The organism is Streptosporangium sp. NPDC087985, assembly GCF_044741965.1.
In the GTDB taxonomy this organism is placed as follows: domain Bacteria; phylum Actinomycetota; class Actinomycetes; order Streptosporangiales; family Streptosporangiaceae; genus Streptosporangium.
Genome location: NZ_JBIUTQ010000002.1, coordinates 637,974 through 664,714 on the forward strand (window position 1 = coordinate 637,974; position 26,741 = coordinate 664,714).

A 26,741-nucleotide genomic window follows, 5' to 3' on the forward strand; every position below is an offset into this window, starting at 1 on the left:
AGTACATTGAGTCACTAGTTATGAGTATGCAGTGGAGGGCCCAGGACAGGCCACACGTGGCCGTGTGGCCTGTCCTGCTGCTCGGAATCATCACGGCGATCCACATGTGGAGCCACGCCGCGATCCCGTACAAGGACAGGACGTGCCGGGCCGTGGCGGCCGTCACCGCCGACTCCCACCCGTCGTCGCAGGACCATCACTGCGAACGGGCCCACGCGGTCGAATGTGTGCTTCCCGCCGCCTGGTCCGCGCCGCCGGTCCGGGCGGACGGCACCCTCACTCCGGCCGACACCGCCACCACGTCCCCTGCCCCGCCTCTGCTCGGACGGCTGGGCAGGGCCCCGCCGGATGGTTACCGGGCACGGTCCGTGCTCACCCACACCCTGGAGGTCTGTCGCTGCTGACGGGCACCGGGCGTCGCCGTCCACCGGGACGCGCGGCGCACCGACGTGCCGTCACAGACCAACGACCATCGCAAGGGTGCATCATGCCGTCGATTTCCACTGTTCACAGCCAACCGCCCCGCCTCACCGATCTGGTGGGCAGCACACCTGTCTGCCGGATCGGTGAACCCTTCGTCCCCGAGGGCCGGGCATTCTGGGCCAAGCTGGAGGGGGCCAACCCCGGCGGGCTGAAAGACCGTCCCGCACTGTACATCGTCCAGCGCGCCCGGGTCCGCGGCGAGCTGGCCCCGGGCGCGATGATCGTCGACTCCAGCTCCGGAACCTTCGGACTGGGTCTCGCCCTTGCCGGAATCGTGCACGGCCACCCGGTCACGGTGGTCTCCGATCCCGGCATGGAGGCCATCGTGCACGGCATGCTGGCCGCGTACGGCACGCACATCGAGACCGTCACCGAGCCGCACCCGGTGGGCGGCTGGCAGCAGGCCCGACTGAACCGGGTGGAGGAGCTGCTCAGAGCCCATCCGGACGCCTACTGGGCACGCCAGTACGACAACCCCGACAACGTCGACGCCTACGCGGAACTGGCCCACGAGCTCATCACCCAGGTGGGCCGCGTCGACGTCCTGGTGTGCAGCGTCGGCACCGGAGGACACTCGGCGGGCATCATCGGCGTGCTGCGCCGCTTCTCCCCGCGCACGCGTCTGATCGGCGTGGACGCCACCGGGTCGACGATCTTCGGTCAGCCGGCGCGACCCCGGCTGATGCGCGGTCTCGGCAGCAGCATCCGCCCGCGCAACGTCGCCTACGACGCGTTCGACGAGGTGCACTGGGTCGCCCCGCACGAGGCGGTGTGGGCCGCCCGCAGGCTGGCCGCCACCCACTACACCACCGGTGGCTGGAGCGTCGGCGCCGTCACCGTGGTCGCCGCCTGGTATGCCCGCGTGCTGCCGCCGCATACCCGCATCGTGGCGATCTTCCCCGACGGGCCCGCCCGCTACTACACGACGGTCTTCGACGACGCCTACTGCGCCGCGCACAACCTGCTCGGCCGCCCTCCCGCCGACGAGCCCGACGAGATCGCCCACCCCGGCGACGCCGAGGTGTCGCGCTGGACCCGCTGCGCCACAGTGGTGGGCTCCTGATGTGGCGGCGCCTGCGCTCCTTCGACCGCAGCGTCCAGCTGCTCATGCTCAACCAGCTCACCATCAACATCGGCTTCTACATGCTGATGCCCTACCTGGCCGGCCACCTGTCCGGCGGGCTGGGCATGGCCGCCTGGACGGTCGGGCTGGTGCTCGGGGTGCGTAACCTCTGCCAGCAGGGCCTGTTCCTGCTCGGCGGCACCCTGGCCGACCGGCTCGGTTACAAGCCCGTCATCGTCGCCGGATGCCTGCTGCGTACCGCGGGCTTCGCCCTGCTCGGACTGGTCGACTCTCTCCCGGCGCTGCTGGTCGCTTCAGCCGCGACCGGGTTCGCCGGAGCGCTGTTCAACCCGGCCGTGCGCGCCTACCTCGCCCATGACGCCGCCGCCCGCAGGGTGGAGGCGTTCGCGCTGTTCAATATCTTCTACCAGGCGGGCATCCTGGTGGGGCCGCTCATCGGGCTGGCCCTGGTCGCGGTGGACTTCCGGCTGGCGTGCCTGACCGCGGCGGCCGTCTTCGCGGCGCTGACCGCGCTCCAGATCCGCGCGCTGCCCCGGTGCCCCGTCGACGCCCCTGCCGCCCGGGGAGTCCTCGCCGACTGGCGGGCCGTGCTGTCGGGCCGGTCGTTCCTGCTGTTCTCGCTGGCGATGGCCGGGTCGTACGTGCTGTCGTTCCAGCTCTATCTGGGACTCCCGCTGCAACTGAACGGCGCCGGCGCCGTCAGCGTGCTGTTCGTGCTCTCTGCCGTCGTCGCCATCGCCGGCCAGCTACGCATCACCGACTGGGCCCGTCGCCGCTGGTCCCACCCCCAGGCCATCACCCGCGGCCTGCTCCTCATGGCCGTGGCCTTCCTGCCCCTGGCGCTGACCGGTACGGCATGGCCGCACTCCACCGTGCCGCGGGTGGGCGCGGTCCTGCTCTGCGCGGTGCTGCTGACACTCGCCACCACCCTGACCTACCCCTTCGAGATGGACACCGTCGTCTCATTGGCCGGCGACCGGCTGGTGGCCACGCACTACGGCCTCTACAACACCGTCGCCGGGATCGGCATCGCCCTGGGCAACCTGCTGACCGGCCTGCTGCTGGACAGCGGATCCACGGCACTGCCGTGGACCGTCCTGTCGGCCCTGGGCGGCGCGTGCGCGCTCGCCGTCCACCACCTCGGCCGTCGCGGACGGCTCACCGCGGAGGAGACGGCGGAAGGAGGGGAGGAGCGCGCCGGTGACGGCGGCAGAACGTCCAGGCTCCGTTGACCTGAGGCACGTTCCTCACGTCGGGGAGTGGCCCGGACACGAGGAGCGGCATGCTCAGCGTGGAGCGTGGAAGAGACCGAGGCTCTCGGCGAGCTGCGAGTGCAGCGGTCGCGGCAGCGCGTCCGGCGCGAACCAGCCCAGCTCGTCGAACTTGTGGAGTTCGCCGATGGCGACTCCGGCGGGGTCCACCCGGACCGCGAAGACCACCGCGACCCAGTGGGAGACCGGATCCTCCCGCAGGACGTTGCGGACACCGAGCGTCTCGATCTCCAGCGCGGTGGCCGAATACTCCTCGCGGACCTCGCGGGCGACCGCCGCCTCGAACGACTCGCCGTACTCCAGCGCCCCGGCGCCGCAGTCCCACGTGCCGGGCTCGTCCCGCGCACCGGCACCGCGCCGGGCCAGCAGCACCCGGCCGTGGCCGTCATGGCAGACGAACACGCAGGAGACGGCGGGCGTCTTCCGCTCCTGCCCGGCGGCGGGAGCTTCCGAGGGTGAGGCGGTGCTCACAGGGGTTTTCTCCGTTCTCAGAAGTGGTCTGGCAGCTCGGAGAACCTTCACAGCCGCGGCACCCCTCTGTCATCGGGGTCGAGCGCGGTCGCCGGCCGTCCGTGCAGCCGCACCAGGCAGTCGTGCGGCCTGCGAAGAGTACCCAACCGGCGCGACCACGCCCCACTGATTTTTCCGGCGGCGCGGGCGGCCCGGCCCTGGCACGTGGCGGAGCGGTCACCGGCCGTCAGCCGGGGGAGAGCGGCCGCCAGGGGACCGGGCTGGAGAGCACCATCATGCTCGACGGGTGCCCGTAGGGCGCGAGCCGGTCGATCAGCTCCTCGAAGGCCGTCATCGAAGAGGCGGCCACCCGCAGCAGGCAGCAGGTGTCGCCGGTCACCCGGTGGACCTCCAGGATCTCCGGCCAGGCCAGCGCCTGCTCGTCGCGGAGCACGCAGCGCGGCCCGTAGCACGACATCCTGATCAGCGCGGCCACCCCGCGCCCGGCCAGCGCCGGATCGACCCGCGCGTGATAGCCGATGATCACCCCGGACTCCTCCAGCCGCCGTACCCGCTCGGCCACCGCCGGAGCGGACATGTGGACCCGCCGGGCGAGCTCGCTGTAGGACAGCCGCGCGTCGCGTTGCAGCTCGGCCAGCAGCGCCCAGTCCATCGCGTCCATCGTCACTTTCCGTTACCTCATAACCCGGTTGCCTTACATGCCTTCCGTTCCGAAGGCGGAAACGCGAAATCACCTTGTCTGCATTATTTCCGGACCGGCTCATACGGGCCACCATGGAAGGGGACAATCTCAAGGAGCCACCAATGACCAGCACCAGGCAGCTCACCGAACGGGACCGGGAGGAACGGGCCACGGCCAACGAGGGACTGCCCACGCTCGGATTCGACGCGGCCACGCCGTACGACGACTACGTCGGCACCGCCACCCTGCACCGGCTCCAGCGCACCGTCACCGACGCTCCCGAGGAACTCGCGTTCCTGGTCACCACCCAGGTGATGGAGCTCTACTTCGGTCTGCTCCGCTCGGAGTGGCAGCTCGCCCAGCGGCAGCTCGACGATGACGACGCCGCCACCGCGACTGTGACGATCAAGCGTACGGTCCGGCACTTCGAGGCGCTCAACGCCGCGTGGGCCTCGCTCAGCTGGCTCACCCCCGCGCAGTTCAACCGGTTCCGCGATGCGCTCGGCGAAGCCTCGGGCTTCCAGTCGGCACTGTACCGGCACGTGGAGTTCCTGCTCGGCAACAAGTCCGAGGCGCTCATCCGCCCGCACCGCCGTAATCCCGACGCCTACCGGGAGCTCACCGAGGCGCTGGCCCAGCCGAGCCTGTACGACTCCGTGCTCGCCTTCCTCGCCCGGAACGGCCATCCGATCCCGCCGGAGGTGCTGGGGCGCGACTACGCCGCCGAGTACGAGCCCCGCCCCGAGGTCGAGGCGGTCTGGGCGGAGGTGTACGGCGGCCCGCTCGCGCCACTGGCCGACGCGCTGACCGAGCTGGCCGAGCAGTTCTCCGACTGGCGCTACCGGCACCTGATGGCGGTCCGCCGCTCGATGGGCGCCAAACCGGGCTCGGGCGGGTCGAGCGGCCTGAGCTGGCTGGAGAAGAGCATGCGCCGGGAGATCTTCCCCGAGCTGTGGAGCGCGCGCACGCTGATGTGAGGCCCTCCCGAGCCGGGGACCGCGTGCGCTGACGTGACGTCCCTGTCCGCCTGTGGGCGGCGCGCACGCTGAGGTGGCGTCCCTGACCCGCTACCCGGCGGGCCGCTTGTCACGGGCGCCGGGGATCGACGACCGCAGCGCGGCGGTGAAGGCGGCGACGGCCGGATGGGCCGCGGCTCCCCGGCGGAAGGCGACCCGTGTACGGCGGCGCATCGGCAGTTCGGTGAGCCGGACGCCGGCGGGCGGATCGGCCGCGCCCAGCTCCGGCACGAGCGCGACCCCCTGGCCGACCGCGACCATGGCCAGCACGGTGGCGAAGTCGTCGATGTGATGGCGGATCCTGGGGGCGAACCCGGCGGCCTGGCAGGCCCGCACCGTCATCGCGTGGCAGAGCGTGCCGGGGCTGGAAACGATCCAGGAGGCGTCGCGCCGCCCTGCCAGGGAGTCCTCGCCGTCGCCGGGCGCGTCGCCGTACCGTGCGGGCGGGCCGGAGGCGAGATACATGGGCTCCTCCAGCAGGGGTTCGGTGTCCAGGGCGAGGTCGGGGACGGCGGGGACGAAGTCGTACTCGTGGACGAGGGCGACGTCCAGCTCGCCCGACCGGAGCCGGGGCGCCACCTCGGCGGGGTCGATCTCGTCCACCATCGGCTCCAGCTCGGGATGGTCACGGCCGAGGGCGGCCAGGGCGGCGGGCAGGATGGTGCGGGTGGCGGTGGGGAATGCGCCGACCCGGATGGTCCCGGCCAGGCCCGTGCGCGTGGCCGCCAGCTCGGCCGAGGCCTGCTCCAGCCTTTCCAGCACGGCCTCGGCGTGCCCGACCAGCGCGACCCCCGCCGGGGTGAGCGCCACCCGGCGGCCGGTCCGCTCCAGCAGCGCCACCCCGGCCTCCCGCTCCAGGGCCGCGAGCTGCTGGGAGACCGCCGAGGGCGTGAACGTCATGGCCTCGGCGACCGCCGCGATCGTTCCCCGGTAGGAGAGTTCACGGAGCAGCCGGAGCCGTCGCACATCGAGCATCAGTTCAGCTTAATGGTCTCGGAAGAAAACGGAACTGGACCTGCATGGTTGATGGCCGCGAGGCTGGGGGCATGACATTTCGCGGTGTTTACGTCCCCCTGATCACCCCGTTCGCCGAGAACGGCGAGGTCGCCGTGGAGGCGCTCGACGGCCTGGCACGCGCCGTGCTCGACGAGGGCGCGGCCGGGCTGGTCGCGCTCGGCACCACCGCCGAGGTCGCCATGCTCGCCGGCGAGGAGCGGCGGGCGGTCGTCGAGGTGTGCGCGAAGGTCTGCCGGGAGCGGGGGGCCACGCTGGTCGTCGGCGCCGGGAGCAGCGACACCCGCGGCTCCGTCGAGGCCCTGCGCGGGCTCAAGGACCAGGCGGACGCCGCGCTGGTCACCGTGCCCTCCTTCGTCCGCCCGTCCGAGGCCGGGGTGCTCGCCCACTTCACCGTGCTGGCCGAGCAGAGCCCGGTGCCGCTGATCGTTTACAACATCCCCTACCGGACGGGGCAGTCCGTGGGCGCGGCCACCCTGCGACGGCTGGGCGAGCTGCCCATGGTGACCGGCGTCAAGCACGCCGTCGGCGGCGTCGACCAGGACACCGTCACCCTGCTGGCCGACCCGCCCGAGGACTTCGCGGTGCTCGCCGGTGACGACCCGTTCTTCTCCGCCCTGCTCGCTCTGGGCGCCTCCGGCGGCATCCTCGCCTCGGCCCACCTGCACACCAGCCGGTTCGTCGAGCTGGTGGAGGCCTGGGGCTCCGGTGACGTCGCCCACGCCCGCGCGCTGGGCCACCGGCTCTCCGTCATGTCGGCGAGCCTTTTCGCCGAGCCCAACCCCACAGTGATCAAGGGAGTGCTGCACGCCCGGGGGCTGATCCCCACCGCCTCGGTCCGGCTCCCGCTGCTCCCCGCGGGCCGGGCGTCGATCGAGGCGGCCACGCGCCTGCTGTGATCACCCGGTCTGGCAGGTCGGACACCAGAAAAGATTGCGGCCGGCGAGCGCCCCGGTGCGGACCTCGGAGCCGCACAGGAAGCAGGGCATGCCCGACCGCCGGTAGACGTAGACCTCGCCGCCATGGTCGTCGACACGGGGCGGGCGGCCCATTGCCTCCGGCATGTGCTCGGGCCTGACCGTGTCGATCCGGCCCACCCGCACCCCGTCGGCCATCAGCGACACCAGATCCGCCCAGATGGCCGTCCACTGCCCGTGGGCGAGGTCGCGGCCGGGGCGGGACGGGTCGACGCCCTGCCGGAACAGAGCCTCGGCGCGGTAGATGTTACCCACACCCGCGACGACCGACTGGTCCATCAGCAGGACGCCGACGGAGGTGCGGCTGCGGCCGATCCGCCGCCAGGCGAGCTCCGGATCGGCGTCGGCGCGCAGCGGATCGGGACCGAGCCTGGCGTGCAGGGCCTTCTTCTCGGTGGGGTCGAGCAGCTCGCAGGTGTTGGGCCCGCGCAGGTCCGCGTACCGCTCAGGGCTGCTCAGGCGGAGCCGTACCGCGCCCGTCGGTGCGGGCGCCGGCGCCGGGCCGAAGGCGTACTTTCCGTAGATGCCCAGGTGGACGTGGAGCCAGCGGTCGTCGTCGAACCCGAGCAGCAGGTGCTTGCCGTGCGCGTCGGTCTCCCGCAGCACCCGCCCGTCGATCTGACGGGCCCCGGCGGCGAACCTCCCCTGTGGGCTCTCGGCGCGGACCACCCCGCCACCGAACACCTGCCGGTGCCGCGCGGCCAAATGGTGAATGACGTGTCCTTCGGGCATGGTCTGGAAATCATACGGTGCGTATGCCGGCGGTCAGGCTGACAGGGTCTCCCGCCCCGGCGAGCCGCGCCGGAGAAGGGTGTGGGCCGCCCAGGCGAGTACGGCTCCGGCGGCGTAGGCGACGAGGTCGGCGACGCCGAACGTGCTGCCGAGCACCAGCCTGGCCAGCACGCTGGCCTCTGACAGGGCGGCCGGGACCGGTGTGAGCTGGGCGAACTCGATCACCCAGCTGAACGCCAGGGCGCCGATCGCCGCCCGGCCCGGAGAGACGCGGGGCCATACGAGCACGATCAGCGCGTACACGAGAACGGTGTAGAGGGCGTCACCGGCGTACTTGCCGAACCAGCCGCCGGTGACCGCCCGGACGGTCAGTCCGGCTGCGACGGTCACGACGGCCGCGAGCGCGGCGGGCAGGCGGCTGCGGAGGGCGGAGGACACCCGCCCACGATAACGATCACCCGCCCCGACCGCGCGCCGCCCTCGGTGCGGCGCCCCCTGGGTCAGGGGCGTGCGGGCAGGCGGGAGCCGTACAGCCAGGCGGAGAACAGCTCCTCCAGCGGCCGGGCCGTACGGCGCGCGGCCAGGGCGGTGAACTGCTCAGTCGTGACGGACCCGTGGCGGTGGCCGGCCGTCCACTCGCGCAGCAGCGCGAAGAACGGCCCGTCCCCCATGGCGCGCCGGAGGGCGTGCAGGGTGAGCGCGCCGCGCCTGTAGACGCGTTCGTCGAACAGGCGCCGCTCCCCGGGATCGGCGAGGACGACGTCCTGGGTGAGCGCCGACAGCCGCCGGTGGCAGCGGGCGGCGAGAACATCGGCGGGCGCGCCGCCGGAGGACTCCGACCAGATCCACTCCGCGTAGGTGGCGAACCCCTCGTGCAGCCAGATGTCACGCCAGTCGGCCACGGTCAGGCTGTTGCCGAACCACTGGTGCGCCAGCTCGTGGGCGATCAGCCGCTCCTCGCCGCGTCCGCCGTCCACGTGGTTGACACCGAAGATCGACATACCCTGCGCCTCGACCGGGATCTCCAGCTCGTCGTCCACCACCACCGTGACGTGGGAGCCGAACGGGTAGGGGCCGAACCGTTCGCAGAAGACCGCCATCATCCGCTCCTGGCGGTCGAAGCCGTGCCGGACCCGGGGGGCGAGCCGGGCGGGGAAGACCAGCCGCATCCCCGGAGCCGGCTCGGCCTGCCGGTAGCGGCCGATCTGGACGCTCGCCAGGTAGGAGGCCATCGGCTCGGCCTGCTCGTACACCCACGTGGTCGTCGATGCCGCCCGCCGCCTGGCCACCGGCTCCCCGTTGGCGATCACCGCGTACGGCGAGGCCGCGGTCACCGAGATCCGGTAGGCGGCCTTGTCGTCCGGCCTGTCGTTGCACGGGAACCACGACGGGGCCCCGGTCGGCTGACCGGCCACGATCACACCGTCGGTGAGCTGCTCCCAGCCGAGCCCGCCCCAGTGACTGGAGACCGGCCGGGGGTTGCCCGCGTAGCGGACCTCGACGGTGAACGGTCCCGAGACCGGCCGCACGGGCGCGACGTGGAGCTTGCCGCCGCGATGGGTGAAACGCGCGGCCTCGCCGTTGACCAGCACCCCGCCCACCTGGAGGGCGCCCAGATCCAGCGACACGCGGCTCAGCGGCCGGAGCGCCACCGCCGACAGCCTGGCGACCCCGTCCAGCCGGTTCGGGCCGACCCGGTAGTCCAGGGACAGGTCGTAGTGCTCGACACGGTAACCCCCGTCGCCGTGCGCGGGAAAATAGGGTGGGCGGGCGGTGCTCGGAACCACGTGTCTCCTCTGCTAGACGTGTTTGCTCCATGCCGCGATCGGGTTGCCGTACCAGCGGGTCCCCGCCGGTACGGACTCGCCGCGCATCACCAGGGACGCCGGTCCGACCGCGGTGTTCTCCCCGATCGTCGCCGCGGGCAGGACCACTCCGTTCGGGCCGAGCGTCGATCCGTCCCGCAGGACGACGGCGTCGACGCTCATGACCCGGTCATGGAACAGGTGTGTCTGCAGCACGCAGCCCCGGTTCACCGACACCCCGTTGCCCAGGGTGACCAGGTCCACCTCCGTTGTCAGCCAGTAGGTCTCGCACCACACGCCGCGGCCGACACGCGCGCCGAGCGAGCGCAGCCACAGGTTCAGCGGCGCCGTGCCCAGCCAGTTCTGGGCGAACCAGGGCGCGGCCAGCACCTCCACGAAGTTGTCGGCCAGCTCGTTGCGCCAGACGAACGAACTCCACAGAGGCCGGTCACCGGCTCTGATACGGCCGACCAGCACCCACTTGGCCACGGTGGTGACCGCCGCGGCCAGCACCCCCGCGCCGAGCAGCACCACGCCGCCGAGCAGTGCCGCGACCTTGAAACCGTACGATTCGGCCAGCCACTCCAGGGCGGCCACCACGAGCACGGTGATCGCCACCGTGCATATCTCCGGGACGATCCGGCACACCTCGACGGCGGCGCGGGCGGCCTTCAGCCGCAACGGCGGCTCGTAGGTGCGGCTGCGGTCGCCGTCCCTGGCCTTCCGGCGCAGCTCCACCGGCGGCATGCCGAGATAGGACGATCCAGCCCTGGCCGTCCGCGGCGCGGCCGACAGCACCGCGACCAGGCCGTCATCGGGCACCTCACGGCCGGGCGCGGTCATTCCGGAGTTGCCGAGGAAGGCGCGCCTGCCGATCCGCACGCGGTCGACCCGGAACCGCCCGCCCTCCAGCTCGTACGGTGCGATCAGCGCGTCGTCGCCGAGGAACGCGCCATCCCCGACGGAGGTCATCGACGGCAGCGCCAGCACCGTGGACAGCTCCACGTCCCGGCCTACCTTCATGCCCAGGGCACGCAGCCACGCGGAGGTGACCATGCTCGCGTACAGCGGGAACAGCCAGACCCGCGCCATCGACATCAGGCGGCCGATGGCCCACGCCTGCCAGGCCTGACGGCTGTGGACCGGATGACGGCCGGGGTGCAGGCCAACCGAGAGCAGCCGCACCAGGACGAGGGTCACCACGGCGAGGACGGCCATCGAGGTGACGGTGGCGAGCGGGACGCGGTACATGACAACGGTCAGCGACGCCGGGCCGCCACGCAGGAGCACGGCGAGGCGGGGCAGCACCGTGATCAGCGGGACGAGATTGAGAGCCGGCGCGGACAGCCCGTAGATCGCCGCCCAGCGCCACGAGCGCGCCGGCCAGTCGGTGTGCCGGTCCGCCTCGCCCCTCCTGCTCGCGGGCACCCCGGCCCAGCGTTCTCCGGGCGGCACCGAGCCCGCCACCGCGGAGCCCGGCGCCACCTGGGCGTTCTCGCCTATCCGCGCACCCGGGAACAGGACGGTGCGGGCACCGACCGTGGCAGCGGCGCCGATCCGGATCTCGCCGACGTGCACCTGGTCGCCGTCGATCCAGAAGCCGTTCATGTCGACCTCGGGTTCGACGGCCGCGTTCCTGCCCAGACTGAGCATCCCGGTGATCGGTGGTGCGGAGTGCAGTTCCACGCCGTCACCGACCTGGGCGCCGAGCGCCCGCGCGTAACGGGTGAGCCAGGGGGCGCTGGACAGCTCGACCAGGCCGAGCTGTTCGCCGAGCCGCTGGGAGAACCAGAGCTTCAGGTGCGTCGCCCCGCCCCGGGGATAGGTGCCCGGTCTCAGCCCCCTGAGCAGCAGCCGGGCCACGCACGCGGTCAGCGCGATCCGCCCGGCCGGGGTGACGAAGACGACGGCGCCGACCAGCACCCACCACCACGAGACGAGGGGCATCCATCGCAGGTCGAGCAGGTTGTTGAACGCGGCCAGGGTGACCAGCCAGCGCAGCGCGCCGGCGGTGAGCAGCGGCACGGTGAGGGCCACCTGCGCGATCGCGGCCCGGCGCGGCATCGGAGTGACGATCCGTTCGGTGATCGCGACCTCGGGCGCGTCCAGCGCGCAGAGATGCCCGGCCAGCCCGCGCAGCGTCGGATGGTTGTAGACGTCACCGACGGTGACCGCCGGATAGCGGGCCCGCAGCGCCGACACCAGCCGGGCCGCGGCCAGGCTGGTGCCGCCCTCGGCGAAGAAGTCACCTTCGGTGCTGCCGAGGACGTCCTGCCAGCACGCGGTCACCCACGGGTCGACATCGGGACGCTCGGCCGCCTCGCACCGGGGCAGCGGCCACGGCAGGGCGTCTCTGTCGATCTTCCCGGAGGTGCGGGTCGGCAGGGAGTCGACCAGGGCGATGCGGGGGACCAGTGCGGCGGGCAGCGTGTATCGCAGCCGGTCCCTGGCATCCGCCTGGTCGAATCCCTCGCCGGGCACGACGTAGCCGACGAGCAACCGGTGCCCGCCGCCGGTCGTGCGCACCGCCGCAGCCGCCCCGGCGACCCCGGGAAGCGCCCGCAGGGCCGCGTCCACCTCGCCCAGCTCGATCCGGCGCCCGCCGAGCTTGACCTGCTCGTCCGCCCTCCCGACGAAGAGCAGTCCCTCGGGCTCGGCCCGGACCAGGTCACCACTGCGGTAGGCCCGATCCCAGCCGAGGGAGCCGAGCGGGGCGTACTTCTCGGCGTCCTTCAGCGGATCGAGATACCGGGCCAGGCCGACCCCGCCGATGATCAGCTCGCCGATCTCGCCCATCGCGACAGGTTCGCCGTCCGGGCCCACGACGGCCAGGTCCCACCCGGCCAGCGGCAACCCGATCCGCACCGGCCCCTCCCCGGTCAGCGGCGCCGCGCACGCGACCACGGTCGTCTCGGTCGGTCCGTAGGTGTTCCACACCTCCCGCCCCGGCACGGCCAGCCGCTCGGCCAGCTCGGGCGGGCACGCCTCCCCGCCGAAGATCAGCAGCCGCACGTCGTCAAGCGCCTCGACAGGCCAGAGCGCCGCCAGCGTCGGCACCGTGGACACGGCCGTGATGCCCATCTCGACCAGCCACGGGCCCAGGTCCATGCCGGTACGCACCAGCGCCCGGGGCGCGGCGACCAGGCAGGCGCCGTGCCGCCAGGCCAGCCACATCTCCTCGCAGGAGGCGTCGAAGGCGACCGAGAGCCCGGCCAGCACCCGGTCGCCGGGACCGAGCGGCTCGCCGGTCAGGAACAGCCGCGCTTCGGCGTCCACGAACGCCGCCGCGCTGCGGTGGGTCACCGCGACGCCCTTCGGCCTGCCGGTCGACCCCGAGGTGAAGATGATCCACGCGTCGTCGTCCGGTTCCGGGCGCGTGCCCCGGAAGCGCGTCCGATCCGCGGGTGCGGGCCGTACGTCGCCGGGGCGCGGCCGACCGCCGGACACGGGCTGTACGCCGGTCTCGGTCTCGGGCGGTGCGCTCCGCCCGCCGAAGGGCGTGATCTTCTCCCCCTCGCCGATGACTGCGCACACCCCGGCTTCGGTGAAGAGCAGCTCGGCCCGCTCGTCGGGGTCGTCGGCGTCCACGGGAACGTAGGCCGCACCGACGGTGAGCACGGCGAGGATCGCGACATAAAGCCCGGCGGTACCCGAGGGCACCCGCACGCCGACCCGGTCGCCGCGCCCGACTCCGGCCCGTCTCAGCTCGGAGGCCAGCCGGTCGACCTCGCCCCGCAGGCCGGAGTAGTCGAGGCGGATCCGTCCGTCGTCGAGCGCGGCGGCGTGCGGGTGCCGTCGAGTCGTCTGATCGAGGATGTCCAACAGTGTCCGGACCTGCGGTGCGGCCCCTCCCGGCAGGACTGCCTGCGGCGGTAGACCGGTCTCCACTGATAACGGGTCCATGTTTTCCCCCATGTATCAGGTTTCCCTTCGTATCAAGTCCCCCGAATCGCAACAGCCCGCGCGCATGAATTGAGCACGCTTTGCGATCATCCCTGTACGCTCAGTGAAGTTTAGTCATCAGTCCGGCCAGACGGGCGCCGCCTCGACGACATTGACCAGGCGGCGCGCGCCGTCAGGGCGCGCCACGCTGACGCGCCCGAGTGCAGGGGCGGAGAACGGGGGCTACCGGGCGGCGCCGGGTTCCGGACGCACGGTGATCCGGCGTGTGGCGGTCACCAGTCGGGATGCCAGGGGAGGACGACCGGTTCGGCGGGGATGTCGCCGGTGAGCAGGCGTGGCAGGAGATCTCCCACCCCGATGGGGAAGACGATGTCGCCGGTGGTCTGGAGTTCGGGCACGGTCCACCAGCGATGCCCGGCGATCTGCTCGCGTTCCTGCTCCTCCTGGAGGGAGGTGTCCAGGACCGGCAGGTCGACGCGGGCGAAGAAGAACGAGTCGACGGCATTCACGATCCGCTCGCCCAGGACGGCGGGGCCCGACGCGACCGCCACCACCGGGCCGAGCAGGTCCGGGCTCAGCACATGGCCGGTCTCCTCGAACAGCTCGCGCGCCGCCGCCTGCGGAAGCTCCTCCCCGATGTTGACCCCACCGCCGGGCGTGGCCCAGAAATGCGTGTCCGGCCAGCCCTGCGGAGCGCGGAAACGGAACAGCAGGATCCGATCGTCATGGTCGGCCAGAAGGACGCGGGCGCTGGGACGCAGGACAGGGGAGGACACCTCGTGATCATAAATCGCCCGTGGAAGGAACGGGAGTGAGCCGGTGAAAAGACCTACGCGTGGGCCGGGAGGCCGTGCGGGGGTGCATCCGCCAGAACCTCCTCGGCCGCGCCGCCGAGCCGTACGGTCAGCTGGAAGCGGCGCCGCCCGCCGACCCTGCGGGGCTCGAAGAAGACATGGGCGAAGCCCGCCTCCGCCGTACTGGCCGCGGCGAGCCGGTCCAGCTCGCGCTCGACCCGTGCCCATTCGGCGGCCGGGACGTACTGGCGCATGATCGAGTGCCAGACCACGGTGAGCGTGCCGGGCTCCAGCCGGACACCTGCCAGGAAGTCGGCGGCACCGACGGCGTCGACCTCGGCCGGCACCTGCGCGGCCAGCCGCAGGGCGCCCTCCAGCCGCGCCGCACGGGCGGCCTGGTCCGCCCAGACGTAGGCCCGCAGGGCCAGCGCCCCGCCGGGCGACAGCGGATCGAGGGGTGTCAGGTCACAGCCGCGCCGTTCGACGACGGCCAGGCCCGGGTGCTCGGCGGCGGCTTCCACCAGCCATGCGGGCGGGGCGCCCTGCCAGGTGTCCTCCAGGAGGACCGGCGAGTCAGCCGGACCCCAGGCGAAGCCCGCCGAGACGTAGCGGAACCGGTCGGCACGCAGATTGAGCCCGGCACTGGAGCCCAGCTCCAGCAGTCTGATCGGCAGCGGGCAGACCTGCGAGGCCCGCAACAGCCCGGCGATCAGCAGGTTGGCCCGGCCGACCTCGTTGGTCTGCGGCGGCCGGGTCATCCAGTCGCGGACCCATCCCGTCTCGGCGGCGACGGCGGCCCGGAAGGCGTGCCAGCAGGCATCCGACCGGCCCGGGTCGAAGACGCCGCCCGCGCTGGAATAGCAGGCGGCCAGGCCGGGTGCGCGGCCGGTGAGGGCGAGGGCGTGCACACCGCCCAGCAGCCGCAGCGCCATGGCGTCGTACCTGGGTGCGTCCTCGTAGCCGGCGAAAGCCTCGCCGCAGGGACCTCCTTCGCGCACGTCCTGGGCCACCCGCTCCAGCAGGAACGCATACAGCGGCGAGTCGAAATCGGCGCAGTCTCGCGCCTGGTCCTCGACCATGACGGCGACCCGCTCCTGGGACATCGGCTCCTCCTCGTTCGATACCGATGATCATCCTCCACCATCCCGGCCCGTACCGCGGAGCCGGGATGGGGTGAGCCAGATCTTCGCCGGCCACCCCCCCGAAGGTGAAGGGGAAGGGGATCGTCGGCGATCTGGAGGAAGGTGTCGCGGGTCTCGACCGCCCGCGTCCGGTCGGCGGCCCGTACGGCCGAGACCTGCGGGAGAGATCAGGCGGCCATGGGCCGCTGGTGCCAGGAGGACAGGAAGGAGGAGACGAGACCGGTGGCCCGGCCCGTCGCGTCGAACCTCTCGGTGACCGATCGGCGGGCGATGGAGGCCAGGGAGTCGGCCGCCTCGTTGAGCAGGTGCCCCGAATGCCCCTTGACGTGCCGAAACGTAAGTCCGTCGAGCTCGGCGACGTGCTCGGCGAGACGGACCAGGGTCGGCGGGCCGTTCCGGCGGGGCCGCAGGTCGTAGTCGTCAGGCATGCGTCCGGTGTCGCCCCGCTGCCAGGTATGCAGGAAACTCAGCGCGCAGAGGCTGTCGACCAGCAGGACGTCGGGCCTGCCCACGGCCCGGAGCAGCAGGTCGACCGCGCGCAGTTCGTTGACCAGGACCTTGGAGGCGCCGGTGGGGTCGCGGCGGTCCGCCGCCCAGCCGCGCAGGCCCCAGCATCCCTCGCTGGTGATGTAGCCGATCCCGCAGACCCGGCTCTTCCAGCTGGCGTCGGTGGCGGCCGTCAGCAGTTCGGTGGCGGCCCATCGCCCCGTCACCCGGCCGTGGTTTCCGGACACGCCCCTGATCGACCGCAGGCCGCCGCGCCCGCATCCGGTCGCGTGCGAGGCCGGCCGGGCACTCCGCTCCGCCGCGGTGAGCAGCCGCTCGGCTGCCGGGATGTCCCCGAAATGCGCGGCGCTGAAGGCGTGGCGGACGGAGTCGCCCGTGCGCTCGCAGTCGGGACAGCGGGGACGGTGTGTCACGTAGAGCTGAAGTGCCTCGGCGCGGCACGCCAGGTCGGCCGGGAGCAGTGCGACGCCTGCCCGGAACTCGTCGATACGCAGGGGGGAGGTGATCACGAGCCACCGTTCCTTCCGTCGATGATGCAACGCGGCCAACATCATTCAGTAGAGCACGTGTTGATGGAATCAACCAATAATTTTCACGACATTGCTTGTAGAAGACTCCCCACGGTAGGGTCCGGTTTACATCGGGGGTCCTTGCGGAAGGCGACTGACATGCGGCGAGACGTCCAAGTGACCGCTGCGGACATCGCGCGGCTGGCCGGAGTCGGCCGGGCGGCGGTGAGCAACTGGCGGCGACGCCACGACGACTTCCCCCAACCGGCCGGTGGCACGGCGACAAGCCCGGCCTTCTCGCTGGGGGAGATCCGGGGCTGGCTGCTCTCCCACACCGAGGGCCGGGAGCTCCCGCCCGACGAGTGGCTCTGGCAGGACCTGCGGGCTGTCGCCGACGACGACGAGCTCGCCGGCCTGATCGCCGACCTAGGCGCGTTCCTCGTCTACACGCACCGCCGGAGTGGAGACTGGACGAAACTCGCGGCCGACGACGACGCGACTGTCGCGGCCGAGCTCCCCGGCAGGGTGCGCGAGGTCATCGGGGCCTTCCCCGCGTCCCTGACCCCGGACACGGTGCCCCTGATCCGTTCCATCGCCGCACTCGCCGAGGAACGCGGGGCCCCGGACGCCTTCGCGTTCCTGCGTGAGCGCTACTTCGAGGTGCACTCTCGGCGGGTCTACCTCACGCCTCCCGAGATCGTCGCGCTGAGCCTCGGCCTGGCCGGAGCGGACACCCGGACCGATGCTCGGACCGATGCCGACTCCGGCGTCCGGACCGTCTTCGACCCCGCCTGCGGGACCGGCGGCTTCCTCGTCGGCGCCCTGGATCGCCTGCCCGAGGCCAGGGTCACGGGCCAGGACGCGGACCCGGCCACCGCCCGGCTCACCGCCGTACGGCTCGCGCTGCGCACCGAGAACGCCGACATCCGCACCGGTGACTCCCTGCGCGCCGACGCCTTCCCCGGCGAGACGGCCGACGTGGTGGTGAGCAACCCGCCGTTCAACGACCGCGCCTGGGGATACGAGGAACTGGTCGCCGACCCCCGGTGGGAGTACGGCCTGCCACCCCGGATGGAGCCCGAGCTCGCCTGGGTCCAGCACGCGCTCGCCCACCTCAGGCCGGATGGCGTCGCCGTCCTGCTAATGCCGCCGGCGGTCGGTAACCGCAGATCCGGCCGCCGCATCCGGGCCCAGCTCCTGCGCCGCGGAGCCCTGCGCGCTGTCATCGGGCTCCCCGCCGGTAGCGTTCCCAACATCGCGGTCGCCCTGACGCTCTGGATCCTGCGCAGACCCACCGAGGCTCGCACCCCGAGCCACGTCCTGATGGTCGACACCTCCGCACACCCGGACGACTACGCCGAGGTGGCCCTCACCGCCTGGCGGCAGTTCAGCGCCGAGCGCGAGCTCGACGAACCCGGGGTGAGCCGCTCGGTCCCGCTCGTCGACCTGCTGGACGACGAGGTCGACCTGACACCCGCCCGCTACCTGTCCACGGCCTCGGAGGACCTGTCTCCCGAACAGGTCACCGGCGCCAGGAACCGGGTGGTGGACCTGCTCCACGTCCTGGCCGAGCTGGTCCCCTCCACCAGGACCGAGCCGCGCGACCTCCCCCTGGTGCCGCTCACGGAGCTCATCCGGCGCGGCATGCTCACCCTCCACCAGCAGGTCCCAGCCCGGCCGGGAGAGGAGTCCGAGGTCGCCGACGGCACAGCCGTACTGACCGCCGAGGACGTCGTCGCCGACCGGCCCCCCTCGGGCAGCACCCCCGAGCGCGCGGTGCAGCGGGAGATCCTCACCCGGCCGGGCGACGTCGCGGTGCCCCAGATCGTCCGCACCCCCGTCGCGCGCGTCCTCACCCGGGGCGGCGCCGTACTCGGCACGAACATTCACCTCCTACGGCCCGACCCCGCGGTGCTCGACCCCGACTTCCTGGCGGGTTTCCTCTGCGGTTCTGGCAATCTGCGCCATTACAGCGCCACATCCACCACTATCCGAGTGGACGTACGCCGTGCGGAGGTGCCGTTGCTGCCGATCGAGGAGCAGCGGTCGTACGGCGAGGCGTTCCGGCGCCTGGCCACGTTCGAGTCCGCGCTCCGCCAGGCAGCCGAGCTGGGCGAGAACCTGATCCGGCTGACAGCCGACGGCCTGACACACGGCAGCGTCCAGCCCGTCCACCGACGATGACCTCTGTCTCTCCGGATGCTCAGAGCCAGGCCAGAAGTTGGAACCAGACGGACTTGCCGTACGGGTTGAGGGTCCATCCCCATTCGCTGGAGAGGTCCTTGACGATGGCGAGTCCTCGGCCGGATATCTCCATGTGGTCCGCCCGTCTCATCCGGGGGATCGCGGTGCAGGAGTCGTAGACGTCCACCGTCAGAAACCTCTCCTCCTTGCCGACCGTGATGCGGATGGCCCTTGAGGCGGGAATGTCCGCCGAGCCGTACGCGATCGCGTTGGTGACGAGCTCCGAGGCCAGGAGCTCGGCGATTTCCGGGACGTCTTCCGTCGCCTTCCAGTCGGCGGCCACGTCGTGCACGAACCGGCGGACGGATGCCACGCTCTCCGGTTCGGGGAGTATCCACTTCTCTCCCAGCAGGGAATGCGCAGGGCTCATCGTGTAGCGATATTCGGCCAGAATCGCGTTCGCCTTGAGAGCCTCTTCCATGAGCTCTCTTTTTTCATCGGATTTCATTTGTTCAGCGTGTCGAAGAGTAGCTACTCTAGGTATCTGAACGGTTACCGACGTCGAGCGTTGGGATTCGCACCCCCGCTGTTGAATTCCGGCAAGGAGGGCATGGTGGTAAACCTCTACACGCCTCAGGCAATCTGGGGCAGAGAGCTGCGTCACTACCGGAAAGAGGCGGGCTTCACCCAGGGCCAGCTCGCCCAGAAGATTCATTTCAGCGAGTCCCTGATCAGCGGCGTCGAGACCGGCCAGCTCCCCGCGAGCCCGGAGTTCGCCGAGACCTGCGACGGAGCCCTCAACACGGGAGGCGCCCTCCGCCGCCTCCTTGACTGGAGGAAGGGACAGCAGATCCCTTCCTGGTTCGGGAGATGGAGGGACAAGGAGCGGGAGGCAACCGCGCTGCGTGCCTACGAACCTCTCGTATTCCCCGGTCTGCTCCAGACGGAGGGCTATGCCCGCGTGCTGCTGCGCGGCAACGAAGCGGCCGTGGAGGCCCGCCTGGACCGTCAGGCCGTTCTCGTCCGTGAGGAGCCTCGGCCCCCGGCTCTCCGGTGTGTGATCGATGAGGCGGTCCTCTATCGCTCGATCGGCGGCTCCGAGGTGATGCGAGGGCAGCTGGAGCACCTCATATCTATGGTCAATCCCCGGCTGAGCGTTCAGGTGGTCCCGCACGGAATGCATTCGGGTTTGATGGGCGGGTTTGCAATCGCCACGCTGGATGGCGGAAGCGACGTACTGTATGCGGAGACGGCCGTAAGAGGTCTCACCACGAGCGACCAGGAAGACGTCGCCGCGGCCGTGGAGCGTTTCGAGGCCATTCGGAGCGAAGCGTTGCCGATAAGTATGTCCATCGATCTCATCCAGAAGGCGGTAGAGGAAAAATGGACCTGAGTGACGCCACGTGGTTCAAGTCGAGTTTCTCCGGAGACAATGGCGGCAACTGCGTTGAGGTTGCGGAGCTCAAAGATGTCACCGACGGCCCCGGCCACAAGGCCGAGCACGCCGAGCTGATCGCCGTGCGCGACTCCAAGGACCCTGACGGTCCCAAGCTGTTCTTCACCCCCGCCGAGTGGGACGCCTTCGTCAACGGTGTGAAGGCCAGCGAGTTCGATCTCGGCTGAGACGACCCCTACCGGCCGCCAAGGCGAAGATCCTCGGCGGCCGGTTCCAGCCCTTCGCGGTTGAGCGCGGCCAGGGAGTGTCCAGTGGAGACCTGGCACAGTGGGGGTGGATCTGGGGTTCCTGTATACGTCGGCTCCCGTATGAGCCCCGATCAGCGGGAGCGGCGGGCGGCGCCTTTGCGCGGTGCCTTGACGGGCTGGGGCGTTTGCGGGACACCCTGTATCGCGTCGATCCTGGCGTGCAGGCGGCCGAGCTCGTTCAGGATGGCGGTGAGCTGGTCGTCGATCCGTTGTTCCTCGGCGGAGGTGTTCTGGTCGTCCATGGCGTTGACCACCACGGCGACGAACAGGTTGAGCACCACGTAGGAGGCCGCCAGGATGTAGACAACGAAGAAGACCCACGCCCAGGGTCTCTGGGCCATGACCTCCTGGGCGATGTCCGGCCAGGCTTCGCCGGTCATAACCTGGAACAGGGTGAACAGCGACGTGGGCAGCCTGCCGAAGTGGTCGGGGGCGACCTCACGGAACAGCTGGGTCCCCAGGACCGCCGCGATGTACGTGACCAGGAGCAGCAGCCCGACGATCGCGCCCATCCCGGGCATGGCGGTTAACAGCGCGCCGACGACCTTACGCATGCTGGGGACTGCCGTGACCAGGCGTAGTGCCCGCATGATTCGCAGGGTCCGTAGCACCGAGGCCGGGCCGGACGACGGGATCAGCGCGACGATCACGATGATCGTGTCGAACCAGTGCCACGGATCCCTGAAGAACGCGCCCCGGTAGGCGTACAGCCGAGCGACGAGTTCGACGGCGAAGACCGTCAGGGCGATCCGGTCGACGACGTGCAGTAACCCGCCGATCCGATCCGTCAGATAGGAAGAGGTCTCGCAGCCGATCGTGATCGCGTTGATCACGATGACGGCTATGACAGCCCGCTGAAAACGCTGACTTTCGAGGAAGGAACGGATGCGTGCTTGCCCTGGCAAGGGGTCTACTCCTGGAGGGGAAAGAGTCAAATGCCGATCATCGTAAGCCTCCGCGCGGAATCCCTCATGAGCGACCCCGAAAAGCATGACACACGTCATGGGAGAGCGGGGTGTTGATCTAGGTGAAGAACTCCGGAGCGGGCCGACTCCGCCTGGGATGGGGATTCTGATCACTGACGGTGCCGCCTTCCTTACCCTGTTCTCGGAGTTCGAGCACGTGGCCTACCGCCTGGAGGCGCGCACCGCCTATGGCGTCCCTGAGGAGAACGAGCTGTTCCGGAGCTTCCCGGCCGGACACGGCTCCGGTGAGGAGCGGCTCGGATCATGGCTGGAGCTTATGGTCCTGCGGAGCGGATGAAGGAGACCGCGCTGCATGCATTGAATTACGACCGCTGGCTTCTCTGGTCCCTTGGGCGCACATTCAAGAGGTGGCCTGAAGTTGTGACGATGAGTTTGAAGACCGTTGAGGGGACAGGAGGATGCGGTTACCGCGAAGATAGGGGAAGGAGACGGCGACCACGCGCGGACGGTGAACCTGTCCGGTCACGGCGGCATGGCCCTCTCGAAATCAAAGAGCCGATTTACCTGCTCCTCGTCAGGCGACCCCCGCTCCATCATCCGGAGGTTTGGTGTCCGAGCCCCGTATTCCGTTAGATCCGCAGGTGAAGGCGCGCATGCCTGGGGAGATAAGAGCAGTCCAGTGGATTATGTGGATACAGACGGTCCTCGGAGCGCTGGAGATTCTGCTCGTCCTCGCCGTCCTTTTCATGAGTGGCATGCCCGGCTTTGGGAGCCTTCCGTGGTTCTTCTACCCGGTCATCGCCCCCCTAGTGCTGATGGGCCCGCTGTCGATCGGCTTCCGCTCGCGGAGGCAGTGGGTGCGCCGGGCGAGCATCGGGGTTGAGGGAGTTTCGATCCTGGAACACGGATACAGCATGTTTCTCATGCTCGGCGTAAGCATCCCCGCGCTGATCAACACGGTGCTGGCCGTCATCGCGGTCGCCATACTGTTCGGCACTGGGGCAACCCGCTGGTTTGAGCGGTAGAAGCGTCCTGGCGTGGGCCGGTCTGCCTTGGGCGGGCCGGCCTATTTTTATCTGGTCGATCAGCCTCCGAGCCGGCTTGCCGTTCAACGAACGGCGATCATTTGACCCTCACATATCGGGAGATCCTTTATTTATTAGTCGAAGTTGGTGATTTGCGGCGAGCATGTGATCTGAATGCCGGATTTGAGTGACTTCAACGTCAGATCTTGCTCCTATAAGGTTCCTGTGAGACTCTGGCGCGTTGTGGCGTCGAATGCGACAGCGGAATTAGAGGCGGCGTTATCGCGGGTCACGGGGCTCGCCGAAGCGTTTGCCTCGGCGCTGGATCCGTGTGTGCGGGGCATGGCGGCACACGCGTGGGTCGGCGGGGGAGCCCCGGTTTTCGCCCAGAAGCTGGCGGGCCGGCGCGCGAGCCTTCAGCTGGCTTTTCAGACGGCGGCCGAGGGGATAGCGCAGCGGATCAGGCAGCTCGGCGGGCAGGCACACGTGCTGTCGTTCTCGACGTCGATCAGTGCGATGGGGGCGTCGCCTAACTCTTTCTCCGGGATGGACGTCACCGCCATGAACCGCATGGTGGCCGACCTGCGACGGGCCGGGTGGGAGCTGTCCGAGGCCGGCAGCCGGCTGGGCGGCGAGCTGTCGGCACTGTGCCTCTCCTCCCCGTCCGGCCAGCAGGTCCGCGACATCGGAGTCTGGGCAGGCGAGCAGGCCAGGGACCTGCAGGGGCGGCTGACCACGATCCAGCAGCAGCATGATTTCGGCACGGCCTCCCAGGCGGTGACCGGCTTCGGGCTCTTCGGCGGGTATGCCCCCGATCCGGACGGGACCGGGAAGCTGACAGCCGCTGCGGGTGACGGGGACGTCGTGGCGTTGAAGGCGCTGCTGGACCTGCAGCGGACCGGTAAGGACACAACTCTGGCCGCCCGGCTCAACGCCTGGTGGGGGCAGCTCGGCCCGGCGGCCCAGAGCCGGCTGATCGCCGCCTCCCCGAGCTTGATCGGCTCCCTGAACGGCCTCCCGGCCACGGTCCGAGACCAGGCCAACCGGAACTATCTGGCCGGTCAGAAGGCCGCGATCCTTCCGGAGCTGGAACGGCTGCGTAAGTCCTGGGCGGAGACGCAGGAGAAGCTCAAGCAGATGCGGCAGAACCTGATTGTCAACCCGAATGTCCGGAGAGCTGTGGTTCCTGGAGACCCGACAGAGCTGTACAGGTCCTTGGGGAAGATGAATGAGAAGATCAAGGAACTGGAGTTGAAGGCGCGGCAGATCGCGGCCGTGGAAAAGGGGTTGGCTCTCGCCGGGCAGAACGGCCGTCCACCGGCGTTCCTGCTCCAACTGGAGCTGGGCGGTCCGGGCAAGACCGCCATCTCGTTTGGAAACCCCGATGAGGCCGACAACCTGGTCGCCTACGTTCCCGGCACCGGCACCACGCTGGAAGGCTTCGTCGGTGATGCCAAGCGCGCTGCCGTCACGTGGGACCAGGCAAACAAGTTCCAAGCAGACAAGAAGATCGCTTCCATCGCCTGGCTCGGCTACGAGGCCCCGCTGTGGGGTTCGACCCTGAGCCTGACCCGGACGGTTGTCAACATGAACGCCGCTCTGGAGGGAGCTCCGTTGCTGGCCAGCTTCGCCGACGGCCTGCGTGCCGCGCACAAGGCGGCCTCCGACGTCCGGTTCACCGTGCTGGGACACAGCTATGGGTCGACGGTGGTCGGCGTGGCCGCTCAGCAGCGCCCGCACGCCTTCGCCGATCAGTTGATCGCCGTGGGAAGTCCTGGCATGGGCGCGGTGAAGGCGAAGGACCTGGGAGTCGGCTCGGTGTGGGTGGGGGAGGCGCCCAACGATCCGGTGGGCGATGTGGGCTCCATCCCGCTCCAGTTCACCGGGACCCTCAACGACGACGCGCTGCACCTTCCGGCAGTGAGCGGCCCGCTCGGCATCGACCCCAGCGCAACCGAGTTCGGCGCCCAGCAGTTCTACGTCAAGGACTCCGGAGACCCCGCCTACACCTTCGAGGCCCACTCGAAGTACTGGGACGACGACTCTTCGTCACTCAAGAACATCGGATATCTGGTCAACGGCCAGTATGACTATCTCGTCCCGTTTCCCGAACCGTCTGCGACTCCCACGGTGACCCCGCCGCCTCCCCTTGCCCCGCCTCCTCCGCCGCCACGGTTGCCACGTGCGATGCCGACGGAGAGGCCGTCACCCCACCCACAGCCCTCGCCCACACCGGCCGGAGAATAGATGTCACGCCTCACCGCGATGATCGTTGCCATTGTCATCCTCACCGCTGGCTGCACTGGAGGAGAAGCAGTGAACCGACCCACCATGACCGAGGCCCAGGCGCTGGCGCGGGTCGAGCAGCTCATCAAGGAGACGGCCGCCGTGATCAGGCCAAAGCCCCGCCTGGATCTCTACCGTCCCAGTCTCAACCCCAACAGCTGCCTTGACCCGACCGACGGAGGTTCCGAGGATCGGGTCGTGATGAACCGCTCCTACTACCTGCGGGATATTCCCCAGGACCAGGTTGCGGAAGTAGCCAGGCAGGTCAAGCAGTACTGGGAGCAGCAGGGCCACTACATCGAGGGCATCTCCACGAACGGCCTCAACATCTCGGGGCGCTCCCGGCCCGACGACTTCCTGCTCTCTCTTGCGCCCACCGATGCCGGTGATGATGTTGTGCTGAATCTGGCGTCTACCTCGCCCTGCGTTTGGCCGAATGGGACGCCGGAGCCTTCCTCCAGTGGTTGACGCGCCGGCGGTGGGACGCTCTCCCCGTGGCCGGGGTACCAAGCACCTAACCGGTCATTTTGCCTTAGCTTGACATCTCTCCCGTCTATGTCTTTCCGTGCGGGTGATGTCTTGACCTCGGGTAAAACATCGCGAGAACCGTGTCGCCTGGTCCTTACTTCAGGTAGACAGTAAGGAGAGTTTCTCGTCCGGCCCAGGTCGTCGGCCGGTTTCCGCCCGATAGGCGCCGGAGTGTTGATGCCTGAAGTCTGGCCGGGGCATCGAATGATCAATCGGAAGTCGATCCGCCATGAGTACACACGTTCACGTCCGTATCGCCCACGGCCTGGCCATGACCGAAGAGGGCGACCTGGTCGAGCTGAAGCGCTGCCGGTGCGGCGCCGAATGGACCACGACCTACTGGACCGAGGACGGCGACCTGGAGTGACCGCCAGACGGCGGTGACCGGGAGACCGTCTCCTCTCCCCCTTTCTCCCGGATCGCGGTTCTACCTCAAGCCGGGCGTCTAGATCGCCTCGACGATGTCCGCCAGGGTGTCCGGGCCGCCGACGTTGCCCGGCACGATGACGCAGGTCGCCGCGGCCGCGTCGGTGTCCAGATCCCAGACGGACACACCGGGGAGAACCTGGCCCCGTACGGTGGCGGAGGCGGCCCGTAGCCCGGTGGCCGCCACCTCGGCCGAGGTGATGCCTCCCTTGGAGACCACCACGCGGGCCGTGTCCGACAGCTCTCGGACCGCCGTCATGAGGGCGGCCATCACCGCTTCGCCGTGCGCGAGGGTGTTGTGGCTGTCGTGGCGTACCCGCTCCGAGCTGATCACCACGATGCCCTCCCGGGCCAGTGCCTTCTCCGCGTCCGCGACGACGGCGTGGCCGGCCGCCGCGCTGTCCCGCAGCGCCGCTCCGGTGCTGACGGCCAGCGAGGTGACGCCACGGCGCCTCTCGAGTTCCGCGAGCTGCGCGGTCGCCCCTGACGTGTGCGAACCGCACACGACCAGGACGGGGCCGCGGCCGCCGTTCAGCGGTCGCGGCAGCAGCTCCCGGCTGACCGCACCGGCGCACCGGGCGGCCAGCGGCGCCGCGGAACGGACGACCACGGGCCTGCCCCGCTCCCGGGCCGCCAGCAGGCCCCGGTGGACCAGGCCGACGTCCTCGTCGGTCTCGGCGTCCGGCGCCACCACGGTACGGCCCGGCGCGGTGAGCAGGGCGGTGGCCACGGCCTCGCCCCGTGAGGAGCGGACGTCCTCGATCGGCACCGGGAACGCCTCCCTGCCGCCGATCTCCCGCACGTACCCGACCATGTCGCTGTGGTGGAAGGGGAAGACGGGGTCGTCGGCGTACTCCGTCAGGTGGGCGGGTGTCGGCACCCCTCCCACCTGGACATAGTGCACCCCGCCGACGGTGGTGCGCCCCCCGTCGGGGAAGGCCGGCAGGAAGAGGATCGGGCTGGTGTCCGTGGTGAACACGTCCGTCTCGGCGAAGACGTGTCCGCGCAGCGTCGAGTCCCCGCGCAGCACGACCTGGATCTCTGTCCCCAGTTCGGCCGAGGCCGCGTCGACCTCACCGCGGATCCGCCGGCACAGCGCCACCGCCGCGGCCTCGTCGATTGCCCGCGAGTTGGTCTGCAGGTAGACCGAGTCCACCGTGCGCAGCGTCTCGGTGAGCAGGGCGGCGTCCCAGCGCAGGAGCACCCTGACCCCACTGGCCGACTGGGTGCCGGTCGGGTCGTCGTCGAGTACGACGGTCTTCATCACGGCCG

At 70.3% G+C, this 26,741-nt stretch carries 26 protein-coding genes; 13 read left to right on the plus strand and 13 right to left on the minus strand.

What is annotated here, in order from left to right; all coding sequences use genetic code 11:
* The first annotated feature begins 56 nt into the window (after window positions 1-56).
* The 3 genes from ACIN94_RS08250 to ACIN94_RS08260 all read left to right on the plus strand — a co-directional run bounded on the left by ACIN94_RS08250 (window position 57) and on the right by ACIN94_RS08260 (window position 2,799).
* Window positions 57-404: a hypothetical protein gene (locus ACIN94_RS08250; RefSeq protein WP_400701294.1), complete on the plus strand. Its 348-nt coding sequence runs from the start codon at window positions 57-59 to the stop codon at window positions 402-404.
* 83 nt (window positions 405-487) lie between these two features.
* Window positions 488-1,546: a PLP-dependent cysteine synthase family protein gene (locus ACIN94_RS08255; RefSeq protein WP_400701297.1), complete on the plus strand. Its 1,059-nt coding sequence runs from the start codon at window positions 488-490 to the stop codon at window positions 1,544-1,546.
* The gene (locus ACIN94_RS08260) at window positions 1,546-2,799 is read left to right on the plus strand and encodes an MFS transporter (RefSeq protein ID WP_400701300.1); all 1,254 of its coding nucleotides are present in this window, start codon (window positions 1,546-1,548) and stop codon (window positions 2,797-2,799) included. Before ACIN94_RS08255 ends, ACIN94_RS08260 begins: the two co-directional genes overlap by 1 nt.
* Before the next feature lie 54 nt (window positions 2,800-2,853).
* On the opposite strand, the gene ACIN94_RS08265 is transcribed toward ACIN94_RS08260, so the two are convergent.
* Entirely contained in the window at window positions 2,854-3,309 is a 456-nt protein-coding gene (locus ACIN94_RS08265) for an NUDIX hydrolase (RefSeq protein WP_400701303.1), read from the minus strand.
* Window positions 3,310-3,535: 226 nt separating this feature from the next.
* Window positions 3,536-3,970, minus strand: coding sequence for an Lrp/AsnC family transcriptional regulator (locus ACIN94_RS08270; protein WP_400701306.1), 435 nt, complete (start codon window positions 3,968-3,970; stop codon window positions 3,536-3,538).
* 143 nt (window positions 3,971-4,113) lie between these two features.
* On the opposite strand from ACIN94_RS08270, the gene ACIN94_RS08275 reads away from it, so the two are divergent.
* Window positions 4,114-4,968 carry a tryptophan 2,3-dioxygenase gene (locus tag ACIN94_RS08275; RefSeq protein ID WP_400701309.1) on the plus strand — a complete coding sequence of 285 codons (855 nt, stop codon included), beginning with the start codon at window positions 4,114-4,116 and terminating at the stop codon, window positions 4,966-4,968.
* A 90-nt stretch (window positions 4,969-5,058) separates the two neighbouring features.
* Here ACIN94_RS08275 and ACIN94_RS08280 read toward each other — a convergent pair whose 3' ends face one another.
* A complete protein-coding gene (locus tag ACIN94_RS08280) occupies window positions 5,059-5,982 on the minus strand; it encodes a LysR family transcriptional regulator (RefSeq protein ID WP_400701312.1) in 924 nt (307 codons plus the stop codon).
* Window positions 5,983-6,053: 71 nt separating this feature from the next.
* Here ACIN94_RS08280 and ACIN94_RS08285 point away from each other — a divergent pair, with 71 nt between their 5' ends.
* Window positions 6,054-6,920 carry a 4-hydroxy-tetrahydrodipicolinate synthase family protein gene (locus ACIN94_RS08285; RefSeq protein ID WP_400701315.1) on the plus strand — a complete coding sequence of 289 codons (867 nt, stop codon included), beginning with the start codon at window positions 6,054-6,056 and terminating at the stop codon, window positions 6,918-6,920.
* Here ACIN94_RS08285 and ACIN94_RS08290 read toward each other — a convergent pair whose 3' ends face one another.
* The 7 genes from ACIN94_RS08290 to ACIN94_RS08320 all read right to left on the minus strand — a co-directional run bounded on the left by ACIN94_RS08290 (window position 6,921) and on the right by ACIN94_RS08320 (window position 16,390).
* Complete coding sequence (locus ACIN94_RS08290) at window positions 6,921-7,730, minus strand: Fpg/Nei family DNA glycosylase (protein WP_400701318.1); 810 nt, start codon at window positions 7,728-7,730, stop codon at window positions 6,921-6,923.
* 33 nt (window positions 7,731-7,763) lie between these two features.
* Window positions 7,764-8,168 (minus strand): DUF2809 domain-containing protein, encoded by a 405-nt coding sequence (locus tag ACIN94_RS08295; RefSeq protein ID WP_400701321.1) that lies wholly within the window; start codon window positions 8,166-8,168, stop codon window positions 7,764-7,766.
* A 62-nt stretch (window positions 8,169-8,230) separates the two neighbouring features.
* Window positions 8,231-9,517: a M1 family metallopeptidase gene (locus tag ACIN94_RS08300; protein WP_400701324.1), complete on the minus strand. Its 1,287-nt coding sequence runs from the start codon at window positions 9,515-9,517 to the stop codon at window positions 8,231-8,233.
* Between the two features lie 12 nt (window positions 9,518-9,529).
* On the minus strand, window positions 9,530-13,438 hold the full coding sequence (locus ACIN94_RS08305) for a Pls/PosA family non-ribosomal peptide synthetase (RefSeq protein WP_400701327.1): 3,909 nt from the start codon (window positions 13,436-13,438) through the stop codon (window positions 9,530-9,532).
* 272 nt (window positions 13,439-13,710) lie between these two features.
* Window positions 13,711-14,214, minus strand: a complete 504-nt coding sequence (locus tag ACIN94_RS08310) for an NUDIX hydrolase (RefSeq protein ID WP_400701330.1) — start codon at window positions 14,212-14,214, stop codon at window positions 13,711-13,713.
* A gap of 53 nt (window positions 14,215-14,267) precedes the next feature.
* Window positions 14,268-15,335 (minus strand): DUF2332 domain-containing protein, encoded by a 1,068-nt coding sequence (locus ACIN94_RS08315; protein ID WP_400701333.1) that lies wholly within the window; start codon window positions 15,333-15,335, stop codon window positions 14,268-14,270.
* 206 nt (window positions 15,336-15,541) lie between these two features.
* Complete coding sequence (locus ACIN94_RS08320; RefSeq protein ID WP_400701336.1) at window positions 15,542-16,390, minus strand: RNase H family protein; 849 nt, start codon at window positions 16,388-16,390, stop codon at window positions 15,542-15,544.
* A 159-nt stretch (window positions 16,391-16,549) separates the two neighbouring features.
* Here ACIN94_RS08320 and ACIN94_RS08325 point away from each other — a divergent pair, with 159 nt between their 5' ends.
* Window positions 16,550-18,574 carry an N-6 DNA methylase gene (locus tag ACIN94_RS08325; RefSeq protein ID WP_400701339.1) on the plus strand — a complete coding sequence of 675 codons (2,025 nt, stop codon included), beginning with the start codon at window positions 16,550-16,552 and terminating at the stop codon, window positions 18,572-18,574.
* Window positions 18,575-18,593: 19 nt separating this feature from the next.
* Here the strand turns inward: ACIN94_RS08325 and ACIN94_RS08330 are convergent, their stop codons facing one another.
* Window positions 18,594-19,055, minus strand: a complete 462-nt coding sequence (locus ACIN94_RS08330; RefSeq protein WP_400701342.1) for an ATP-binding protein — start codon at window positions 19,053-19,055, stop codon at window positions 18,594-18,596.
* Window positions 19,056-19,091: 36 nt separating this feature from the next.
* On the opposite strand from ACIN94_RS08330, the gene ACIN94_RS08335 reads away from it, so the two are divergent.
* Together ACIN94_RS08335 and ACIN94_RS08340 are read left to right on the plus strand one after the other, a co-directional pair.
* Window positions 19,092-19,967 (plus strand): helix-turn-helix domain-containing protein, encoded by an 876-nt coding sequence (locus ACIN94_RS08335; RefSeq protein ID WP_400701345.1) that lies wholly within the window; start codon window positions 19,092-19,094, stop codon window positions 19,965-19,967.
* A complete protein-coding gene (locus ACIN94_RS08340; protein WP_400701348.1) occupies window positions 19,958-20,197 on the plus strand; it encodes a DUF397 domain-containing protein in 240 nt (79 codons plus the stop codon). Before ACIN94_RS08335 ends, ACIN94_RS08340 begins: the two co-directional genes overlap by 10 nt.
* A 152-nt stretch (window positions 20,198-20,349) precedes the next feature.
* On the opposite strand, the gene ACIN94_RS08345 is transcribed toward ACIN94_RS08340, so the two are convergent.
* Window positions 20,350-21,111 (minus strand): ion transporter, encoded by a 762-nt coding sequence (locus ACIN94_RS08345; protein WP_400701351.1) that lies wholly within the window; start codon window positions 21,109-21,111, stop codon window positions 20,350-20,352.
* A gap of 229 nt (window positions 21,112-21,340) precedes the next feature.
* On the opposite strand from ACIN94_RS08345, the gene ACIN94_RS08350 reads away from it, so the two are divergent.
* The 5 genes from ACIN94_RS08350 (at window position 21,341) to ACIN94_RS08370 (ending at window position 25,410) form a co-directional block, all read left to right on the plus strand.
* A complete protein-coding gene (locus ACIN94_RS08350) occupies window positions 21,341-21,541 on the plus strand; it encodes a DUF6879 family protein (RefSeq protein ID WP_400701354.1) in 201 nt (66 codons plus the stop codon).
* Window positions 21,542-21,845: 304 nt separating this feature from the next.
* Window positions 21,846-22,229: a hypothetical protein gene (locus ACIN94_RS08355; protein ID WP_400701357.1), complete on the plus strand. Its 384-nt coding sequence runs from the start codon at window positions 21,846-21,848 to the stop codon at window positions 22,227-22,229.
* Window positions 22,230-22,571: 342 nt separating this feature from the next.
* Window positions 22,572-24,476 (plus strand): alpha/beta hydrolase, encoded by a 1,905-nt coding sequence (locus tag ACIN94_RS08360; protein WP_400701360.1) that lies wholly within the window; start codon window positions 22,572-22,574, stop codon window positions 24,474-24,476.
* Entirely contained in the window at window positions 24,477-24,983 is a 507-nt protein-coding gene (locus ACIN94_RS08365) for a hypothetical protein (protein ID WP_400701363.1), read from the plus strand. It abuts the gene before it with no gap.
* A 289-nt stretch (window positions 24,984-25,272) separates the two neighbouring features.
* Complete coding sequence (locus ACIN94_RS08370; RefSeq protein ID WP_400701366.1) at window positions 25,273-25,410, plus strand: hypothetical protein; 138 nt, start codon at window positions 25,273-25,275, stop codon at window positions 25,408-25,410.
* A 78-nt stretch (window positions 25,411-25,488) separates the two neighbouring features.
* On the opposite strand, the gene ACIN94_RS08375 is transcribed toward ACIN94_RS08370, so the two are convergent.
* Window positions 25,489-26,733 (minus strand): four-carbon acid sugar kinase family protein, encoded by a 1,245-nt coding sequence (locus ACIN94_RS08375; RefSeq protein WP_400701369.1) that lies wholly within the window; start codon window positions 26,731-26,733, stop codon window positions 25,489-25,491.
* Window positions 26,734-26,741 lie beyond the last annotated feature (8 nt).

What these genes read in the sequence shown, in the direction of transcription:
- ACIN94_RS08275 (WP_400701309.1), top strand. Translation starts at nt 4,114, where the DNA reads ATGACCAGCACCAGGCAGCTCACCGAACGGGACCGGGAGGAACGGGCC.
- ACIN94_RS08270 (WP_400701306.1), bottom strand. Translation starts at nt 3,970, where the DNA reads ATGGACGCGATGGACTGGGCGCTGCTGGCCGAGCTGCAACGCGACGCG.
- ACIN94_RS08280 (WP_400701312.1), bottom strand. Translation starts at nt 5,982, where the DNA reads ATGCTCGATGTGCGACGGCTCCGGCTGCTCCGTGAACTCTCCTACCGG.
- ACIN94_RS08315 (WP_400701333.1), bottom strand. Translation starts at nt 15,335, where the DNA reads ATGTCCCAGGAGCGGGTCGCCGTCATGGTCGAGGACCAGGCGCGAGAC.
- ACIN94_RS08285 (WP_400701315.1), top strand. Translation starts at nt 6,054, where the DNA reads ATGACATTTCGCGGTGTTTACGTCCCCCTGATCACCCCGTTCGCCGAG.
- ACIN94_RS08340 (WP_400701348.1), top strand. Translation starts at nt 19,958, where the DNA reads ATGGACCTGAGTGACGCCACGTGGTTCAAGTCGAGTTTCTCCGGAGAC.
- ACIN94_RS08255 (WP_400701297.1), top strand. Translation starts at nt 488, where the DNA reads ATGCCGTCGATTTCCACTGTTCACAGCCAACCGCCCCGCCTCACCGAT.
- ACIN94_RS08305 (WP_400701327.1), bottom strand. Translation starts at nt 13,438, where the DNA reads ATGGACCCGTTATCAGTGGAGACCGGTCTACCGCCGCAGGCAGTCCTG.
- ACIN94_RS08325 (WP_400701339.1), top strand. Translation starts at nt 16,550, where the DNA reads ATGCGGCGAGACGTCCAAGTGACCGCTGCGGACATCGCGCGGCTGGCC.
- ACIN94_RS08375 (WP_400701369.1), bottom strand. Translation starts at nt 26,733, where the DNA reads ATGAAGACCGTCGTACTCGACGACGACCCGACCGGCACCCAGTCGGCC.
- ACIN94_RS08290 (WP_400701318.1), bottom strand. Translation starts at nt 7,730, where the DNA reads ATGCCCGAAGGACACGTCATTCACCATTTGGCCGCGCGGCACCGGCAG.
- ACIN94_RS08330 (WP_400701342.1), bottom strand. Translation starts at nt 19,055, where the DNA reads ATGGAAGAGGCTCTCAAGGCGAACGCGATTCTGGCCGAATATCGCTAC.
- ACIN94_RS08350 (WP_400701354.1), top strand. Translation starts at nt 21,341, where the DNA reads ATGGGGATTCTGATCACTGACGGTGCCGCCTTCCTTACCCTGTTCTCG.
- ACIN94_RS08260 (WP_400701300.1), top strand. Translation starts at nt 1,546, where the DNA reads ATGTGGCGGCGCCTGCGCTCCTTCGACCGCAGCGTCCAGCTGCTCATG.
- ACIN94_RS08360 (WP_400701360.1), top strand. Translation starts at nt 22,572, where the DNA reads ATGGCGGCACACGCGTGGGTCGGCGGGGGAGCCCCGGTTTTCGCCCAG.
- ACIN94_RS08365 (WP_400701363.1), top strand. Translation starts at nt 24,477, where the DNA reads ATGTCACGCCTCACCGCGATGATCGTTGCCATTGTCATCCTCACCGCT.
- ACIN94_RS08370 (WP_400701366.1), top strand. Translation starts at nt 25,273, where the DNA reads ATGAGTACACACGTTCACGTCCGTATCGCCCACGGCCTGGCCATGACC.